Here is a 17776-nt window from a genome sequence, read left to right on the forward strand (position 1 = left end):
TCAAGCGCCTTATGATACAATGTTCCATACAGCTTATTTGCATCAACTTCTATTCCCAACGTTTGAGCAAATTCACCAAATAACCCAACCCACGCATTTAAGTCTGATGAGCAGTTGTTGGAATGAGACATTGCGACAAGGTTACCTGTAGGTGTAGTGACAAGGTCAATTTCAGGATGAACTTTCGCTAAGTCTTTTTCCAACACAACCATCGCAAAGACTGACGTTCCGGCAGATACATTTCCTGTACGCTTAGCGACACTATTTGTTGCAACCATCCCTGTTCCTGCATCCCCTTCTGGTGGGCAGAGTGGAATACCCGCTTGTAATACCCCACTAGGGTCGAGCAGTTTTGCACCTTCTTCGGTTAGAACACCAGCATTTTCTCCAGCGACGAGCACATCAGGTAAAATATTTTCCAGCTGCCAAGGTAAATTTTCCGGTTCAACTAATTGATTAAATTGCTCTATCATTCTTTCATTGTAGTTTTTTGTGTCCAAGTCGATTGGGAATACACCAGATGCCTCCCCGACACCGAGCACCTTTTTACCAGTTAATTTCCAATGAACATAGCCTGCTAATGTTGTTTGAAAACTAATGTTAGCAACGTGCTCTTCCCCGTTCAATATTGCTTGATATAGATGGGCAATGCTCCATCTTTGAGGGATTTGGTAGTTAAATAGTTTTGTCAGTTCGGTCGATGCTTGCTCCGTTATATTGTTACGCCATGTTCTAAATGGCACGAGGAGCTCTCCGTCTTGATCAAAGGCCATGTATCCATGCATCATCGCACTAAACCCGAGTGCACCAACCGTTTTTAATGTAACCCCATATTGCTGTTTCACGTCTCCGGCGAGCTTTTGATAACTATCTTGTAAACCCTTCCAAATGTCATCAACACTATACGTCCAAATATTATCAACATATTTATTTTCCCAGTCATGGGCTCCAGACGCAATTGGTACATTGTCCTCCCCAACGAGAACAGCTTTGATTCGCGTAGATCCAAATTCAATACCAAGCGCAGTTTTGCCACTTTCTATCGCACTTTTCACATTCAGACTCATACATATTCCTCCAATACGCAGATTAATAAATTAATAGAGGTTGTTTTATCCTCCATTTCGAACACGCACTAATAGTAGGACCAATATTCAAATGTACTAATGTATCAAGTGATGATACGCCCTCTAGGTAGTACGTACAAGTTAAATATAAAATGATTATATCACGTTTACCACAAAAGAATAAACGTTTTCTTTCAATAAATTAAAGTTCATTTCTAGTTGTCTGCACATCTATTTTTCAAAAGGGACATGGGGACAGGATTGATAGCCGTCAAGCTAAGCACAGCATTTTGCTGTCCTTCCTTGATAAATTCACCAAGAAAGGATGATTTTTCATGAATGTGCGTGGAGACATTCGTCCATTTGCACAAGCTATTATTCTACAATATCTAAATCAACGTTACGTCAATTTGCTAGAAATACTACGGACTACGGGAGAAGAAGGTTTCTCAACATGGAACGGAGTTTTCCTCATCCTTGATCAAGTTTCCATTTGCGTCATAATCATACGATTTACCAGACACAGAAGCTAATTCATTCAGTGCGGTGGGATCATAAGCATAACTGGTTGTAACTCCATTTTTCGTCATGCTGAAACGATTCCCCAAGGAATCATAGTCATGGGATGCCCGAAAGGTGATGGTCCCATCTGCCTCATGCTGTCGATACACTTTTGTTCCTCCTGTTTGTAAATTTAGTTTTCAGTACTGAATAAATAAAGGTTAGCATAACTAATAAGGGGAATGTACGACAATATATGGTAGGTTTCTATAAAATGGCTAGTTAACCTTTAGTATTTAAGGGATGAATGACCTGCTTCTTTACTTCAACAAAGAAAGGCGAATACCCTTGTTAAGCATTCGCAACCAATAGTTGAATAAGCCACCCTACCTATTTAATTAAAGATTATAAAACAAAAAAAGAGAATAATTTTTCAAGATTCCCTTTAGCCGTTCATATTCATTTCGAGTTTAAGTAGATCTATATTAAATCCTGCTTTCATTAATAAATCTAATCCAAGTAATCCGTTAATGTCATCATAACCAAAATCGTTAAAATCTACTTCAATGTGTTTAACAACAAAATCACTAATTTGAATTTTGTCTACTTTTTTTCTAAATGCATGTTCTTTACCACCAACTCCAAAGTAGGTAACAATTCTATCGTGTAAATCAACATGAAGACCTATATCTTCAACAATATCTTGAGAAATAAGAGTTCTGGCTGCTCCTGTATCCACTATCATATTGTCTATCAATTTACTTTTACCGTTGAATGTTAAGGTTATATCAACTAATAGTAATCCATATTTATGCCTGGCTTTCATGATAGTCGAATCTCCTCAGACCTACATCTTGACGAACTTCAAGTACAATATTCTTATTTGCAGTATGGTACACTAAATCGTCACCTTTAGATTGAAGCAGCTCTTTAGTTGCCAAGTCATCTGACACAGGTTTAATGACCGCTATATCCTCAATAAACTCTTGCCCATTTTCAATGTAAGACGACAGTACTTTTAACTTTACAAATTGATTAGGGTATAATTCTCTAACCTCTGACCATTTCATAATTTCACCGCCTCTATATTATTACCTTAATTATATCATTGTTTCAAACTCCAATCACATCTTAAGCAATTTAATGTATTAGCCCTATAAAAGGTTCTGTTTTTCTTGCAGACAAGTACCCGTTACTTTAAGTGTATGTATCATTTAAATAAGGTACCTGGTACTACAAAAAGACATCTGTCCTTTTGTAGTACCAGGTACGAAATTCATTGTTCTTCATCATTAAGCCAATCAACTGATTCTGAAGTTTTCTCTGCATAATCTTTAATTCCCTTTGTCGTTCCTATTACTCGTTCCGTACCCATATTTTATTCTTCTTCATCCGTACATTCAATCCATAAAGAACGCTTTAAATTATATTCTAGCCAACCTAATTTTCCTAAAAAACCATTTTCTAATACAGTTGACCAATCCCCCTGTATTTCCCCATATCTCTTTTTATAACCGCTTATAAAAGAAAAAATCTCTCTTTAGTAAACAGGGATCAGACCCTCCTCGTGGACATTTGTCCATGAAGATGGTCTGATCCCTATTATCCAGGCCTAGAGAACTAGCTCCCAGCTTTTATATTTTCACTATTCAATTAACGCACGATTGTTGAGTATCTACTTTATTGAATAGTATCGTTGTACTGTGCAGTAGATGACTTTGTGTTGTGAGTTGGACTTGTTTAACATAAACATCCATTAAATACAGATAATGCTTAATTATTTTTCAAAATGGCAACCTTAATGGAAAATCACAAATTAGGTGGAACCTTTACTTTAGACTTACTAACTCAATCATAGCTCTAACTTTCTATTAATTATGTCCCACAATTGGATGTGGTACATATGGCTCCTCCAGAAATGCAACATCTTCACTTGATAATTTAATATTTAGAGCACCAACTGCATCTTCTAGATGAGATGTTTTTGTAGCTCCGATAATAGGAGATGTTACAGGTTCTTTCTGTAGTAACCAGGCAAGTGCAATATGACTGCGTGGAACACCATATTTCTCCGCGAGGGCTGCAACATGTTCAACTACCAATCGATCAGCATCAGCGTTCGCATCATATTTAGCTTTTTGAATTTGATCCGTTTCTGAACGATACGTTGTTTCTGACCATTCACGCGTCAATCTACCTGATGCAAGTGGGCTGTACGGTGTTACACCAATTCCTTCTTCCTTACAAAGTGGTAGCATTTCTCGTTCCTCTTCACGATAAATAAGGTTCACATGATTCTGCATGGATACAAACTTCGTCCATCCATTTTTGTCTGCTACGTGTAATGCCTTTTGGAATTGCCATGCATACATAGCAGAAGCACCGATGTATCTCGCCTTACCAGCCTTCACAATATCATTTAGTGCTTCCATTGTTTCTTCAATAGGCGTATTGTAATCCCAACGATGGATAATATAAAGATCTACATAATCCGTTTGCAACCTCTTCAGACTTTTATCGATTTCACTCATAATCGCTTTTCGGGAAAGTCCAGATCCATTTGGACCCTTATGCATTTGCCCGTGTACTTTAGTTGCTAGTACAACTTCATCACGATTCGCATATTCCTTAAGCGCTCGGCCAAGGTATTCCTCACTTGTACCCAGAGAGTACACATTTGCTGTATCAAAAAAGTTAATTCCCAACTCGAGTGCTTTTTTTATAACGGGGCGAGAGTCCTCTTCATTAAGTACCCATTGGTGAATCCATTTGCTAGCGTCCCCAAAGCCCATACACCCAAGGCATAATCGAGATACATCTAAGCCTGTATTTCCAAGTTTTACGTATTCCATGATAATCATCCTCACTTTTTTGATAAATGTAATAAACTTTAAATCCAAGTCATTCAATTAATTAGTTTCATTTTACTAAGGTGATCTTCTGCTTAAAATGGACTATGTATATTATGCAATAATATAGGGAGCAACCGTTATCTTATTTCTATCAAGTTTTTGCCTAATTCTATCAGACGTATTTACTTGATCAACAAATATGAGATAGAATGTGACTATCATAAATCAGGAGAATACAATATGTCAGAAGAATTTCACAAACAGCAACAAGAACTTGCCGAACTCATTGACCGTTACTCAGAGCAGGACGGGATACATTCTACTTCTATCTCATCTTTATTTTTAATCCGTGAATCAGTTGTTTCCGAACCAATTGCCAGAGTGAACGAAACATCATTTTGCATAATCGTACAAGGGGAGAAGGAAGTATTATTAGCAGAGGAACGCTTTAGGTATGGTTCTGGTAATTACATTGTTGCATCTGCTGACTTGCCAGTTACGGGGCAAGTTATAAAAGCCTCTTCCGACACTCCATATTTGGCTATTAAACTTGAATTTTCACCTAATCAAATCTTAGAAGTCTTAAGTGATGTTGATATTCAAGTAGGAAAGAAGAAAAATGCCAAACGTGCTATGTATGTCAGCAAGGTAGAGCCCTCTCTGTTGGATGCTGTTACTAGGTTAGTCCGGTTGCTTGAAAATCCGAAACATATCCGCGTACTAGCCATTATTTACAAAGGAAATACTCTATTGGCTTTTGCATGGTCCGAATGGAGAGGCTCTGGAACAAATGGCAATAGAGGGTAGCAGAGGCAATCGAATAAGAGAAGTTATTGAATATATTATCAATAACTTTGATCAGTCCATTAAAATTGAGAAACTTGCTGAAATAGCGAATATGAGTAATCCTTCTCTCCATAGGCACTTCAAAGAGGTTACGTCTATGAGCCCTAATCAGTTCAAAAAACAATTAAGACTCCAGGAAGCTAGGCGAATGTTATTAGCAGATGCTACAGATATTGCTAATATCGCATTTCGAGTAGGCTACGAAAGCCAGTCCCAGTTCAGTCGAGAATATTCTCGTATGTTTGGTCTTATGCAAGTATATAAGGGGGCTTTACTTCAACTAGGAAAGGTGATTATCCTTGTTAAAACATTAGCACCCGTTAAAAAGTGAGGACAACGCTCTCACTTAATCTGTTGGTGCAATTAAAATTAACTAATGTTTCTTTCACAAGTTAAAAAGCGTATCTGCTTAGTGTAGATACGCAGTATAGTTGAACAGTATATCTAGAAGTCATATGCTATTAAAATAAAAATAAAAGGAATAAAAAGAGATAACCCTAGACAAACAATAGCTACTATTTTTGACTGTACAGCGATTCGTTTATCACCTTCTTGTAAGTTTTCTATAAAACTAAGAGTATAGAAAAAACATAAAATGATTAGTGAAATAGAAATAAAACCAACCCAACCTAAACTCACATTATCGCCTCCGACTATTCAATTAACTGCCACTTTTTTAGTACTAAGTGGGCTTTCTCCTTATTTCAGATAAGCAACCGTTAGTGCAATAACAATATCTATGATTTAATATCCTTAATGTAGTTTTCTAAAGCCATACTATACCGTTGAATATCGGAAGTTTTAATGTGCCTTAACATTGCATTTAGAGTTTTACTTAATGCTTCTGCCGTTCTATTTTTATCGTGCAAAGTCATTCCAAGAAACATAGAGATAGAAGGGAATTCAGGATAACGGAGTTCAGCATCAGATAATATTCTGATGGCTTCGTCTAATCTTCCAACATTTCTTAAAGAACTTCCTAATTGCAATAAAGCATATGCTTGATACTCGGAATCAAGACCTATTCTGATGGCATCTTCATATAACGAAATTGCCTTATTCTCTTGTCCTGTAAAATCATAAGCGTTAGCCAATTCAAATTTTGCCCTTGCTGAATTTGGGTATTTCTCTACAATTTTTAAGAAATATTCTATTAGTTTAGCCTCATCGTCTTTATTTTCCCATCCATTTAAAACAACATCTTCCCATTTCGGCTCCATATTAGACTCCCTCCCTTAAAGTAAAAAAAGACAACAAAAAACCAGCTTCCTTATTGTCATATGAACAGCACCTTTATTAGATATCAATAACTTTTGGCTTATAGCCTACGTGGAATAAATCGTCTATTCCCTTTGCCACATTGATTCCTAAAGGTTCTAATTCGTTTTTGGCTTCCTTGACCGCATTCATTACATTTAAACCAACTGTCTCATCTTTGTCTTGTGCATCTGCATCAAAAGCAAAGACACCTCTCTTTGGTTTTAACCTCATCAATTAAGCAGTTCTTTTTTTAGTATGTATTTTACAATGGCCTTGGACAGGATCATTGTCCCACAATAGTAAACTTTCGCTTCATAAAGAGATTAAAGATGTTGAACCTGAATCAGCGAACACGATTAATGACATTTTTGGTACACCTGTTATTCATAATAGCTACCTTGCTGTCACACCTTGCAATTTTTAAGTTCTAAAATCATTGGATTTTTTTCTTATTCATCAGCTGCAATGCACTTCTAGTAGTAATGTTGGAATTCGTGTGGAATTAAGTAAATTTGGGGTTGGCAGAAGGTTTGTTTGATTACTATTTTAACCCATAAAGATCTTTCCCTGTTATATTTATATATTTTCCAAAAACAACCATTTCATATTTCACTCAAAAAAATGGGACACCGTTCCTGTCCCCATGTCCCAGTCTTCGAGTTCTGACATAATTCCCATGTTATGCATATTGTTGGCAGAACCAGGACGCTACTTCGGACAGCTATCTTGCTCTTATTCTTTTAAAATAGACACGCTACTCCTGCTTTCCTTGATACTTTTCAAGAAACGGTACAAACCCTGATGTTTTAGCATCCACCTCTCCATAAATTGGAAAAAATCCCTTCCTTTTTCAGAATAATCACATTATACTTGTCCTAATATTCATTTTTATGAGAGTAAAAGGGAGGTTTTTGCCCAATGAAATCAAGTGATTTTTTACTAAGAGCTGAAAGGCTTTTCAACCAGATATCACAGGATCATGAGGTACTAAGAATCTTTAAGTATCATTCACTCCGGGTAATGTACTTCTCTATATACCTCGGCCAACAAGTTGGTTGTGATGACGATGATTTACAAATTGCTTCGTTATTGCACGACATCGGCAAAATTGGCTTAGCGAAGGAAATTTTACTTAAACCGAGTAAGCTTGATGAATTAGAATATCAAATCATTCAAGCTCATAGTACGATTGGAAACAATATCCTAAGAAAGACGTTAAACATGCCTCGTGCTGCGGTGTTTGTCAGAGACCATCATGAACGGTGGGATGGGAAAGGCTATCCAAGAGGCCTTGAGAAGGAGAACATTTCCACACAAGGTAGAATTATCGGAATCTGTGACGCCTTTGACACAATGACGATCGATCGGAGGAACTACAATCGTCGGACGTTAACCTATCAAGAGGCTATCCGTGAATTAAAGCGGTGTTCCTGGACTCAATTTGACGGAAAGTTAGTTGATTTATTTGAATCACTCATCCACGACCTAGACCTCCCAACCCCTGAACATTGGGCAGAAAACATGGAAACAATTGAGAAAATCTTTGCAGCAAAAATTATCGACTAGGTAGCCATCATCGACGGCTACCTCCCTTATTTATCCACTTCTAGCTCCCATCCGCTTTCACAAGACACAAACCCATTTTTCCTGCACACTCTAATGGATAGATGCATAGGCTAATGAGTGATTCTAGATTCCTAAAAAAGGAGATAGGAAATCATGGAACTTACATTAGCACATTGGTTATACCTAGTTGGTACTTTACTCGTCATTTTAACCATGTTATTTAGACAAAACGTGGTTGTGCCAGCGTTGGTTATGAGCTTTTTCATTGCTTGGTCCTTCACCGGCTCGTTCCTAGAAGGTATTCAATCGATTTTCAATGCAAATTTAACAGCAGCGACAGAGCTTTTCAATATCTTTTTAATTATCGCAATCATGACATCATTGCTTCGTTCAATTAAATCAATAGGCGCAGATACGCAAATGGTCCAGCCCTTTCAAAAGGTAATGAAAAATGGGACACTTTCCTACTGGGTACTAGTTGTTGTTACCTACTTTTTATCCTTATTCTTTTGGCCAGCACCAGCAGTTCCACTTATCGGTGCATTACTAATCCCAGTAGCCATCCAAGCTGGGCTCTCACCAATTGGTGCAGCACTGGCTATCTCATTGGCCGGACACGGGATGGCGTTATCGTCTGACTTCATTCTTAAAGTTGCACCTGAGTTAACCGCATCAAGTAGTAAGGCTATTGAAGCAAGTGCTGTTGGTGAACAGACGTTAATTTTATCGTTAATTGCCGGTGCAGTGTCGCTTAGTCTCGCTTATTGGATGAACCGGAAAACAATTCGACCACCTGCAAAGGAAAATCTAACAGAGTGGGAAAACAGTGGTGATGGTGACCTTGACATAAGTGCAGATGACACAGAAGTCAAGACAGGAAAATATAGTCCAGTATTTGCCTTTCTCGTGCCATTTATCTTTTTAATTATTGTTACCTACGTGGTTATTGCAACTTTTTCCGATCTCGTTCCAGCTATTGAAGACGGCGCAGGCTCTTCCCTTGTTGGAGGTACAGCGCTTCTATTAGTTATTATCATGTCTCTGTTCCGTGACTATAAACAGACATTACAGGAAGTCAGCGATCACATCGTCCAAGGGTTTGTGTTTGCCTTTAAGGTGATGGGTCTAGTTATTCCAGTTGCCGCGTTTTTCTTTATTGGTAGTGGTGAACTTGCCGGACAAATTTTCGGAACGGACCCCGATAAAACACCATCTTTCTTATTCGATTTAGTTCAGGCTGGGCAAACCTTTATTCCAAATAATGCCTTTTTTACAGGATTTGGTGTGCTCTTACTCGGGATGATTTCCGGCCTTGATGGATCCGGTTTTTCCGCTTTACCACTGATTGGTTCCTTATCGGAAGCATTGGCAGCAACAGTTGGTATGGATCCAGCCACACTTGCATCTATCGGTCAGGTCGGAGCGATTTGGGTTGGTGGTGGCACCCTTGTTGCATGGTCACCAATTATTGCAATAGCAGGTTTTGCTAAAATTTCCGTTATTGACCTTGTTAGAAAAAGCTTTATTCCAGTTGTCCTTGGTTTAATTGTTGCAACTATCTTTGCCTTGATATTTTGGTAAAGGATATTGTAAGAAATTCGGATTCAAACATCTGTCGGTTCCACAGATGTCTAGCTCTTTATGCCCGATTGGTCAGGGAGGCATTTTCAACTAAAGCCAAAGTAGGTGTAATTTAACCACTTTGGCTTTTGGTTTGTTTCCGTATTGTTGCTTCCTATTATCACTCGCTAGTAGATTGATCATGTGCAGCAATAACAGGAGTCAATCTCAGGCTACGGCCTCAATCACCGACAGATCTACGGTTCTGATTAACAAAATCTGTCGATAACTACCTTCATTATCGACACATACTAGTTCTGATTAATTAAATCTGTCGATGACTACCATCTTTATCGACACATCCTGGTTCTGATTAACAAAATCTGTCGATGACTACCTTCTTTATCGACACATCCTAGTTCTGATTAACAAAATCTGTCGATAACTACCATCATTATCGACACATACTGGTTCTGATTAATTAAATCTGTCGATGACTACCTTCTTTATCGACACATCCTAGTTCTGATTAACAAAATCTGTCGATAACTACCTTCATTATCGACACATACTGGTTCTGATTAACAAAATCTGTCGATAACTACCTTCATTATCGACACATACTGGTTCTGATTAACAAAATCTGTCGATAACTACCTTCATTATCAACACATCCTAGTTCTGATTAACAAAATCTGTCGATAACTACCTTCATTATCAACACACCCTAGTTCTGATTAACAAAATCTGTCGATGATACACCCACTCACCGACAGATTTAGCAACTTTTCACTAAACAGCCTTCTCCCCGAAAATGAATGACCACCTATTCAAGCACAATTCCGGAGAAAGGAAGATTGACGTCCAATCACACTTCCCAAATTATCCATATAGTAAACTAACAGCCTGAAAAAGGAGTTATAACTATTATTTTACATTAGTTAGGGAGGGCTAGGCTTTGCGGTTGCCTTAGGAGCAATTGCCGGGTTTGCTCTTTCAGCATACTACTAGACTAGCATTTATCGATTAAGTCTCATGTATACTACCATTTCTCTTCTTACTTAAGTGGAGACGTTTTTTTCTGAAAGGAGTCAAACGATGTTAATTAGAAAAGCTACCGAAACAGAACTTCACATAATTAAACAACACAGACCGATTGTCCAAAAAGAAGCAACGGTTGGTTATCTTGACACGAACGTAGATATACCACCTGATTTATATGTAAACAATAGCTCCTACTACGTGATAGTCGATAATCAGACTTTGGTTGGATGGGTGCAAATCGGTGATACAATAGACAACTATGACTTTGAAAAGGTTGGTATAATTACGGAGCTGTATATACTGCCCCATTTTAGAAAACAGGGTTATGGTAAGAAACTTATACAAGCAGCACTTACCATCTTCAAACGTAGAGGACTAAAACGTGCTCAATTGAACGTTTTTGCAGGCAACAAAGCAAAAACGCTTTATGAAAGTTTAGGATTTAAAGACATATCAACTGTTATGGAAAAGTATTTAGACAGAGATTGAAACGGACATTTATTCCGTTAATGTTGGAAGTGATTATTTCTTATGCATTTAAGAGTAGCTAATCGTGATAAGAAACCGTATAGAGAGGAATTGTTTAACCGATTCCTCTCCACACAAACCTTTGCCTATAACCGCCGGATGTTGCTCAGTTCCATTCCACTTTTAGGTAGTGTCGGTAATTGATCTAGACTGTAATTTAAATCCTGATTCGGAATGTCATACTCGATTTTATGAACAAGAAAATTTAATGTAGCCTTCATTACCTCAAGTGTGACACCTTCCCCAGGACAGCGGTGCCCTTTCGCCGGATCACCACCGCCATGTGGAATAAAGGCAAACAGACCACCGGACCAACCCTTGAATCGCTCAGGGTTAAACTCATTTGGTTTTCCCCATATCCGTTCATCATGATTTGTCCCGTAGATATCGAGCATTACAAGTGTGCCCTTGTTAAACGCAACATCGTTCCACGTAAAATTGTTACGGACACGCGCACCGAGAAACGGTCCAAACGGATAAAAGCGCCGGACTTCATGAATAAATCTTTCCATGTCGTCACTTGTACCTGTCTTTAGCTTTTGCTTTTGTTCTTTATATTGAGAGAGTGCCAACGCCGCAAACGTAATAAACGTTGCATTAGCCACAACCGGTCGCAGTACATTAATAAGTTCCACTGCCGCCATCTGCGTATCCAAGCGTGTTCCGTCAGGCTGTTCAAAAAAGGCCATTTCATAGAGGGCTGTCCCACTGTTCGCTTCTAATTCCCCAGCCCTCACCAATTCGACGACTCCCCTGATCCATTCCTCAGCTCGATTACGCGCCCTTCTGCCTTGCCAATGTTCTGGGCCAATCTTCCCAAACGAGTAAATCATTGCGATAAAGTCGTCTGCACGCTCCGTTAACTCCGATTCGTCTAACGGAACCCCAGCCCACTTGCACACGACGCTCGTTAAAATATTTTTTGCTTCCTCAAAAAGAACAATACTCTCTTGGTTCTCCCATCGCACTAGGGTAGCTTCCCAATGCTCAGTCGTTAGCTCTGCCAGCTTTTTCTGGTTTGGTGGCGTCAACAAAGACATAAACAACAACTTGCGATGGAGGTGCTCTTCACCATCGAGCGTTTGGATTGCATTTTTGCCAAACAATGTTTTTTGGACACGCTTTGGCGCAGCACCTTTTCGTTGAAATTTATCGGAATCATAAAAAATTTTTGCAGCTTCTTCCCCTCTCATGAATATCGCCTTTTCCCCTAGTACCCGAGCCTCAAAAATGTCTAACTTAAATCTATTTACTCGATTTTCAATAAACAAATAGCCCTCTTTTAATAGCGCTAAGCTCTGATCGATTCCCTCTACATGTGGAAGTGATTGGTTTTGTTCCATGCGTTCTAATCGCTCCTTTTTCGTTAGTTGCTTCGGCTGTTTCTCGCTACGATTGCAAGTATTCCAACCGCTACCACGCTCGAAAATAAGGGCCGTTTACTAGCTTTGATATAAAGCTGACTCAGTTGTTCAGTTGCTTGTTGAAAAGCATCATCCTTCTTTGCCTTTGAGAGTAACTCTTTCCCCTTCGTTCTTGTCGCCTGGACTGTACCAAGCATAAGTTTACTAGAAGAGTTGGCGACAGCTTTTCCTTTTGTAACAATGCCATTGTTTGCATTCAGTGTGACAGGATAATTCCACTCCCGTTGCTTTAATTGGTTGATACCATTCAAGTGAATAACCTTATCCTCATATTTTTTCGAATACGTTAATTGCTCATCCACACGTTAGTCCCCTTTCACCGGAAAAATATTGTTAACTTTAGTATTATCTGTCAATCGGAATGAACTATTCATAAGAGTTAAAGGTAAAGATCACAGTTTTTTTAAACATAAAAATAAGGACGGTTCCTTGCGCCCAATAATAAGCGACGCAAAAACCGTCCATCATATCTTTTAAAGATAAGGTTATAGCACTTTACTTAAAAAGGCCTGAGTCCTTGGGTTTTTTGGATGATCAAAAATTTGAGCAGGGTTGCCTTCTTCTTGGATAACTCCTTCATCCATGAAAATAACGCGGTCACCCATCTCCTTAGCAAACCCCATTTCATGTGTTACAACTACCATGGTCATCCCTTCTTGTGCAAGGTCTTTCATTACTTGTAACACCTCACCAACAAGCTCCGGGTCAAGTGCAGATGTAGGCTCATCAAACAGCATCACTTTAGGATTCATGGCGAGCGCCCGAGCAATGGCCACCCGTTGTTTTTGCCCACCGGACAGGCTTTCAGGATATTCGTCAGCCTTGTCCGACAAACCGACCTTCTTTAGCAAGGCTTGTGCTATTTCTTTTGCCTCCTGTTCAGAGAAACCTTTTACTTTCATCGGCGCAAGCGTAATATTTTCTAACACAGTTCGATGCGGAAATAGATTAAAATGCTGGAATACCATACCAACTTCTGCACGCAATTCGTTTATATTCGTATGAGGGTCCGTTAAGTCTTTCCCATTAATTTTGACAGTTCCTGAAGTAATCTCTTCCAATAGATTCAAACAGCGAAGAAGTGTACTCTTTCCGGATCCAGACGGACCAATAACACAAACTACTTCTTGCTCTTTAACCTCGACATCAATCCCCTTTAGTACTTCTAACTCTCCAAATGCTTTGTGTAAATCGGACACGGTAATCATCTATACATCCAACTTCCTTTCTAATCGTCTTAAATAAATGGAAGCAGGTACAGTTATCATTAAATAGAGCACACATACCATCGCAAGTGTTTCAAATATTTCATACGTGACATTATAGTATTGCTTCCCCATGTAAAGCAGCTCACCAATGGCAATAACAGAAAAAAGTGATGTATCTTTTAAACTAATAACGAACTGATTACCAAGCGGTGGGAGCATTCGTTTAAATGCCTGTGGCCATATAATGTATCGCATCGTCTGACTCTCTGTCAGTCCTAAGGAACGCCCTGCTTCACTTTGTCCCTTATCAATGGAATAAACAGCGCCGCGGACAATCTCCGCAATATAAGCACCTGCATTAATAGCAATCGCAACAATTGCAGCCGTTAGTGCATTAATACTTAACCCAATTAAATCTTCCGTTAAACCGTAATAGATAAATAGAACTTGTACTAAAATTGGTGTGCCACGGACAGCCTCGATATACACTACCGAAATACCTCGGATAAGCTTACTTTTCGCTAACCGTGCTATCCCAACAATTGCTCCAAGGATAAATCCAAAAAACAAACCAATTAACGTAATCAGCACAGTCATCTTTAACCCCTGGAATAAGGTTGGTAAAGAATCTATATACGGCGAATTGAAAAAAGCATCAAGCATACGTTCATCACTCTCCTTAAACATGGGTCACGAGGACAGTTACTTGTCCCAATTCCCAATCATTATCAATCACATACCAAGTCCATGGACTATCTAAATATAAGCATCCATCCTTTGTGTGAAAAAAGCGCAACAGGCTTCTGCCTTGTTACGCACAGTTTTTCCAATCGTTTATTTAGATGGCTCTGAACCAAACCACTTCTTATAGATTTCATCATAGGTACCATTTTCTTTTAGCGCAGCAAGTGCCTCATTAACAGGCTCAACAAGATCTGAATCTTTTGGAAAAGCGATTCCATATGGTTGTCCCTCAAGCACATCACCAACTGTTTTAAGTTCACCCTCGGCATTTTGGGAAATATAGTACTTAACGTTCGGTAAGTCGTAAAGCACACCATCTAATCTGTCCTTTTGAAGATTCATGTACGCCGTAACAATTTCAGGGTAAGCAACCACTTCTGCGTCCGTATTACCATTTAAGTATTCTTCACTTGTTGAACCTTGGCGTGCACCGATTTTCAGTCCATCAACATCATCAATCGATTCAATAGTAGAATTTTCAGGCACTGCTAAAATTAGACCGGAATCATAGTACGAATCAGAGAAATCAATTGTTTCCTGTCTCTTTTCAGTAATAGAAATCCCGGCAATTCCAATCGGAAATTTCCCTGATTGCATGGACGCAATTAAACCGTCAAACTCCATCGTTTTAAATTCGACATTAAAGCCCGCCTCTTCTGCCACCGCTTTGATCAGGTCAATATCAAACCCTTCCATTTCACCAGTTTCTGGATTCTTATATTCAAATGGTTGGAAATTAGCATCTGTTGCAACTGTATATGTCTCGACATCCTCACCACTAGACCCATTTGAATCATCTTTAGATGAGCTTGTGCCACACCCAGCTACTAATGCAACAAGAAACAAGAATAAAATCATACGTATTAAATTTTTCTTCACTCATTAACCTCCTAAAAAATTGGTATCTATTCATGTATATGACAAAGATTGCTAATTATGAGGACAACACGCCGAAAAAGTTGCAAAGGTTGGAAAATAAGCTAACTAAATGATGAATAAGGTGGGGGGATTTACATGAAGAACATCTTGTCTGTACTAAAAGGCGCTCGGAAAATCTGATTTTCATCCAAGATAATAAGCATGGAAGCTAATTCCATGCTCATTGTTTTCGTATCCTAAAACTCTGGTTAATTCATATATCGATATTCCATCAAACTTTTCAGTATAGAGATTTCCTGCAGAATTTCTTCACCAACATTTGTCTCCCGTACCTTTTTCCGTTCAAGCTCTTCGTCTACTAGACGTTTAACTGATAAAACATCGTTTCCGTCTTTTAGTACATCCTCTTTCGAATTGAATTTTTTATGAGCGACGAGCTGCATCCCAAAGGAGTTGAACAAGAGGGTGTAACCTGCAATTCCAGTTGTCGATTGATAGGCCTTGGAAAAACCACCATCAATAACAACCATCTTTCCGTTTGCTTTGACTGGATTTTCCCCTTCAATTTCCTTAACAGGCGTATGCCCATTAATAATGTGCCCTTGTTCAGGGTCTAACTCAAAGTCTGCTAAAATATTCCGACAAATCTCTTCTTGTTCACGCAAATAGTAATACGGATTTTTTATCTCTTTGTGGGTTTTTTTATCTTTAATAAAATACCGTTCAAATGTAGTCATCTCTCTTTTACCGAATAAAGAGGAGTACTCCCCTGTCCATAAATACCAAATCATATCTGTAGCGAGGTCATCTATTTCCTCCGGATGGGCAAAAGCATAGCGAACATAACGTTCAAACACATCTAGAAGCTCACGTCCTGCATAGGTGTTCCCTTCAATGACCATCTTCTCCATGTTGCCATTTTCATCCAATGGGATACAGCCATGAATAAGCAAATTGCCGTTATATTTTAAATAGAGGCTGCCCTTTTTCATTAAAAATTTCATATGCCTTGCAAGTTTTTCAGAATGTTGAATGGAAAACAAGAGCTTATCCATCACTTGTTTTTCTTCCTCTAATAGTTTCGTAGGATTATTCGGATCAACCGTTGCAAAACAAGTATTTTCAAGTGAATACGTCGTACCACGAATGGTTATTTCGTTCTCATTAAAATTAATCTTCTCAAGTAAAAGCCTTTCATCCATATGAAAGCATGGACGTCTTTTAATGATCGGACTTTCCAATTTAAACTGGATCATTGCAATCGCTTGATGAATCTTAGTTATTTGCAACTTTTCATAATCAGATATATCTTCCCCTGCTTGGATTTTAGGTCGAAACACTGGATTATCCTCGTAATATTTTTCAGCAAGATTAAGCAGCGGTCTAAGATTAATTCCGTAAACATCCTCAATAATGTCTAGATTTGCATAACGAGCACAAATCCGGATAATATTAGCTAAACACACCTTTGAACCGGCAAAAGCTCCAATCCATAGTACATCATGGTTGCCCCACTGAATATCTACAGAGTGATAGTTAATTAAAGTGTCCATTATTTTATCTGGCTCTGGTCCCCGGTCATAAATATCCCCAACAACATGAAGGTGGTCTACTATGAGGCGTTGAATCGTGTAAGCAAGACCTATAATGAGCTTGTCCGCTTGGCCAAGCGAGATGATTTGCTCGACAATGCTAGAATAATAGCCCTTCTTATTCGAATATTCATCGGTTTTGTACAATAGCTCCTCGATGATAAACACAAATTGATTGGGCAATGCCTTCCGTAATTTAGTCCGAGTATATTTAGAGGAAGTATAAGGGATGAGCCTGATCATATATTCAATAAATTTCTTATACCATTCGTTTAATTCCTCATCGTTATCAAAACTATTTTTGATTAACTGTATTTTCTCATCCGGATAGTAAACTAGTGTGGCAAATTCATTGATTTCCTGTTCAGATAATTCTTCTTTAAAAATATCTTTAATTTTTTCTTTCACTTTTCCGGAACCATTTCTTAAAACGTGTTGAAATGCTTGATATTCACCGTGAAGGTCACTAACAAAGTGCTCGGTTCCTTTTGGTAGGTTTAGGATTGCTTCGAGGTTGATGATTTCAGTTACAACTTTCTCTTCACTGTCATACTTTTGAGCTAGCAAGTCTAAAAACTTTGTGTTCAAATTTATGGTATCTCCCTTCTCCCGCTTAACTATTTAAATTTGCTAAAAATTCTGTTAAATGAATGTACAAATAACTATACCATAAATACTAATTATATCAATTTTGTTCTGGATCTA

Annotated in this window: 17 protein-coding genes and 1 pseudogene; 4 read left to right on the forward strand and 14 right to left on the reverse strand. The window is 38.5% G+C overall.

What is annotated here, in order from left to right:
• From NC799_RS16210 to NC799_RS16230, 5 genes are all read right to left on the reverse strand, one after another.
• A partial coding sequence (locus NC799_RS16210; RefSeq protein ID WP_272447488.1) for an FGGY family carbohydrate kinase occupies positions 1–1067 on the reverse strand: 1067 nt, incomplete at its 3' end.
• 449 nt (positions 1068–1516) lie between these two features.
• Positions 1517–1738, reverse strand: a complete 222-nt coding sequence (locus tag NC799_RS16215; RefSeq protein ID WP_272447489.1) for a hypothetical protein — start codon at positions 1736–1738, stop codon at positions 1517–1519.
• Between the two features lie 275 nt (positions 1739–2013).
• Positions 2014–2394: a retropepsin-like aspartic protease gene (locus tag NC799_RS16220; RefSeq protein ID WP_272447490.1), complete on the reverse strand. Its 381-nt coding sequence runs from the start codon at positions 2392–2394 to the stop codon at positions 2014–2016.
• A complete protein-coding gene (locus NC799_RS16225; RefSeq protein ID WP_272447491.1) occupies positions 2378–2638 on the reverse strand; it encodes a hypothetical protein in 261 nt (86 codons plus the stop codon). Before NC799_RS16225 ends, NC799_RS16220 begins: the two co-directional genes overlap by 17 nt.
• 801 nt (positions 2639–3439) lie before the next feature.
• Positions 3440–4420, reverse strand: a complete 981-nt coding sequence (locus NC799_RS16230; RefSeq protein WP_272447492.1) for an aldo/keto reductase — start codon at positions 4418–4420, stop codon at positions 3440–3442.
• A 240-nt stretch (positions 4421–4660) separates the two neighbouring features.
• On the opposite strand from NC799_RS16230, the pseudogene NC799_RS16235 reads away from it, so the two are divergent.
• Positions 4661–5597: pseudogene (locus tag NC799_RS16235) on the forward strand (AraC family transcriptional regulator).
• A 113-nt stretch (positions 5598–5710) separates the two neighbouring features.
• Here the strand turns inward: NC799_RS16235 and NC799_RS16240 are convergent.
• From NC799_RS16240 to NC799_RS16250, 3 genes are all read right to left on the reverse strand, one after another.
• Positions 5711–5905 (reverse strand): hypothetical protein, encoded by a 195-nt coding sequence (locus NC799_RS16240; RefSeq protein ID WP_272447493.1) that lies wholly within the window; start codon positions 5903–5905, stop codon positions 5711–5713.
• Between the two features lie 98 nt (positions 5906–6003).
• Positions 6004–6486 carry a tetratricopeptide repeat protein gene (locus NC799_RS16245; protein WP_272447494.1) on the reverse strand — a complete coding sequence of 161 codons (483 nt, stop codon included), beginning with the start codon at positions 6484–6486 and terminating at the stop codon, positions 6004–6006.
• 76 nt (positions 6487–6562) lie between these two features.
• A complete protein-coding gene (locus tag NC799_RS16250; RefSeq protein WP_272447495.1) occupies positions 6563–6757 on the reverse strand; it encodes a hypothetical protein in 195 nt (64 codons plus the stop codon).
• Positions 6758–7444: 687 nt separating this feature from the next.
• On the opposite strand from NC799_RS16250, the gene NC799_RS16255 reads away from it, so the two are divergent.
• The 3 genes from NC799_RS16255 to NC799_RS16265 all read left to right on the forward strand — a co-directional run bounded on the left by NC799_RS16255 (position 7445) and on the right by NC799_RS16265 (position 11185).
• The gene (locus NC799_RS16255) at positions 7445–8092 is read left to right on the forward strand and encodes an HD-GYP domain-containing protein (RefSeq protein WP_272447496.1); all 648 of its coding nucleotides are present in this window, start codon (positions 7445–7447) and stop codon (positions 8090–8092) included.
• Between the two features lie 153 nt (positions 8093–8245).
• Positions 8246–9673 (forward strand): hypothetical protein, encoded by a 1428-nt coding sequence (locus NC799_RS16260; protein WP_272447497.1) that lies wholly within the window; start codon positions 8246–8248, stop codon positions 9671–9673.
• A 1077-nt stretch (positions 9674–10750) separates the two neighbouring features.
• Complete coding sequence (locus NC799_RS16265) at positions 10751–11185, forward strand: GNAT family N-acetyltransferase (protein ID WP_272447498.1); 435 nt, start codon at positions 10751–10753, stop codon at positions 11183–11185.
• A gap of 125 nt (positions 11186–11310) precedes the next feature.
• On the opposite strand, the gene NC799_RS16270 is transcribed toward NC799_RS16265, so the two are convergent.
• The 6 genes from NC799_RS16270 to NC799_RS16295 all read right to left on the reverse strand — a co-directional run bounded on the left by NC799_RS16270 (position 11311) and on the right by NC799_RS16295 (position 17659).
• Positions 11311–12567 (reverse strand): cytochrome P450, encoded by a 1257-nt coding sequence (locus NC799_RS16270; RefSeq protein ID WP_272447499.1) that lies wholly within the window; start codon positions 12565–12567, stop codon positions 11311–11313.
• A gap of 23 nt (positions 12568–12590) precedes the next feature.
• A complete protein-coding gene (locus tag NC799_RS16275) occupies positions 12591–12950 on the reverse strand; it encodes a hypothetical protein (protein WP_272447500.1) in 360 nt (119 codons plus the stop codon).
• Positions 12951–13133: 183 nt separating this feature from the next.
• On the reverse strand, positions 13134–13856 hold the full coding sequence (locus NC799_RS16280) for an amino acid ABC transporter ATP-binding protein (protein ID WP_272447501.1): 723 nt from the start codon (positions 13854–13856) through the stop codon (positions 13134–13136).
• Complete coding sequence (locus NC799_RS16285; protein ID WP_272447502.1) at positions 13857–14519, reverse strand: amino acid ABC transporter permease; 663 nt, start codon at positions 14517–14519, stop codon at positions 13857–13859.
• A gap of 171 nt (positions 14520–14690) precedes the next feature.
• On the reverse strand, positions 14691–15458 hold the full coding sequence (locus NC799_RS16290; protein ID WP_417006700.1) for a transporter substrate-binding domain-containing protein: 768 nt from the start codon (positions 15456–15458) through the stop codon (positions 14691–14693).
• Positions 15459–15727: 269 nt separating this feature from the next.
• Complete coding sequence (locus tag NC799_RS16295; protein ID WP_272447504.1) at positions 15728–17659, reverse strand: fructose-1,6-bisphosphatase; 1932 nt, start codon at positions 17657–17659, stop codon at positions 15728–15730.
• Positions 17660–17776 lie beyond the last annotated feature (117 nt).

Source organism: Aquibacillus salsiterrae (assembly GCF_028416595.1).
GTDB lineage: Bacteria > Bacillota > Bacilli > Bacillales > Amphibacillaceae > Aquibacillus_A > Aquibacillus_A salsiterrae.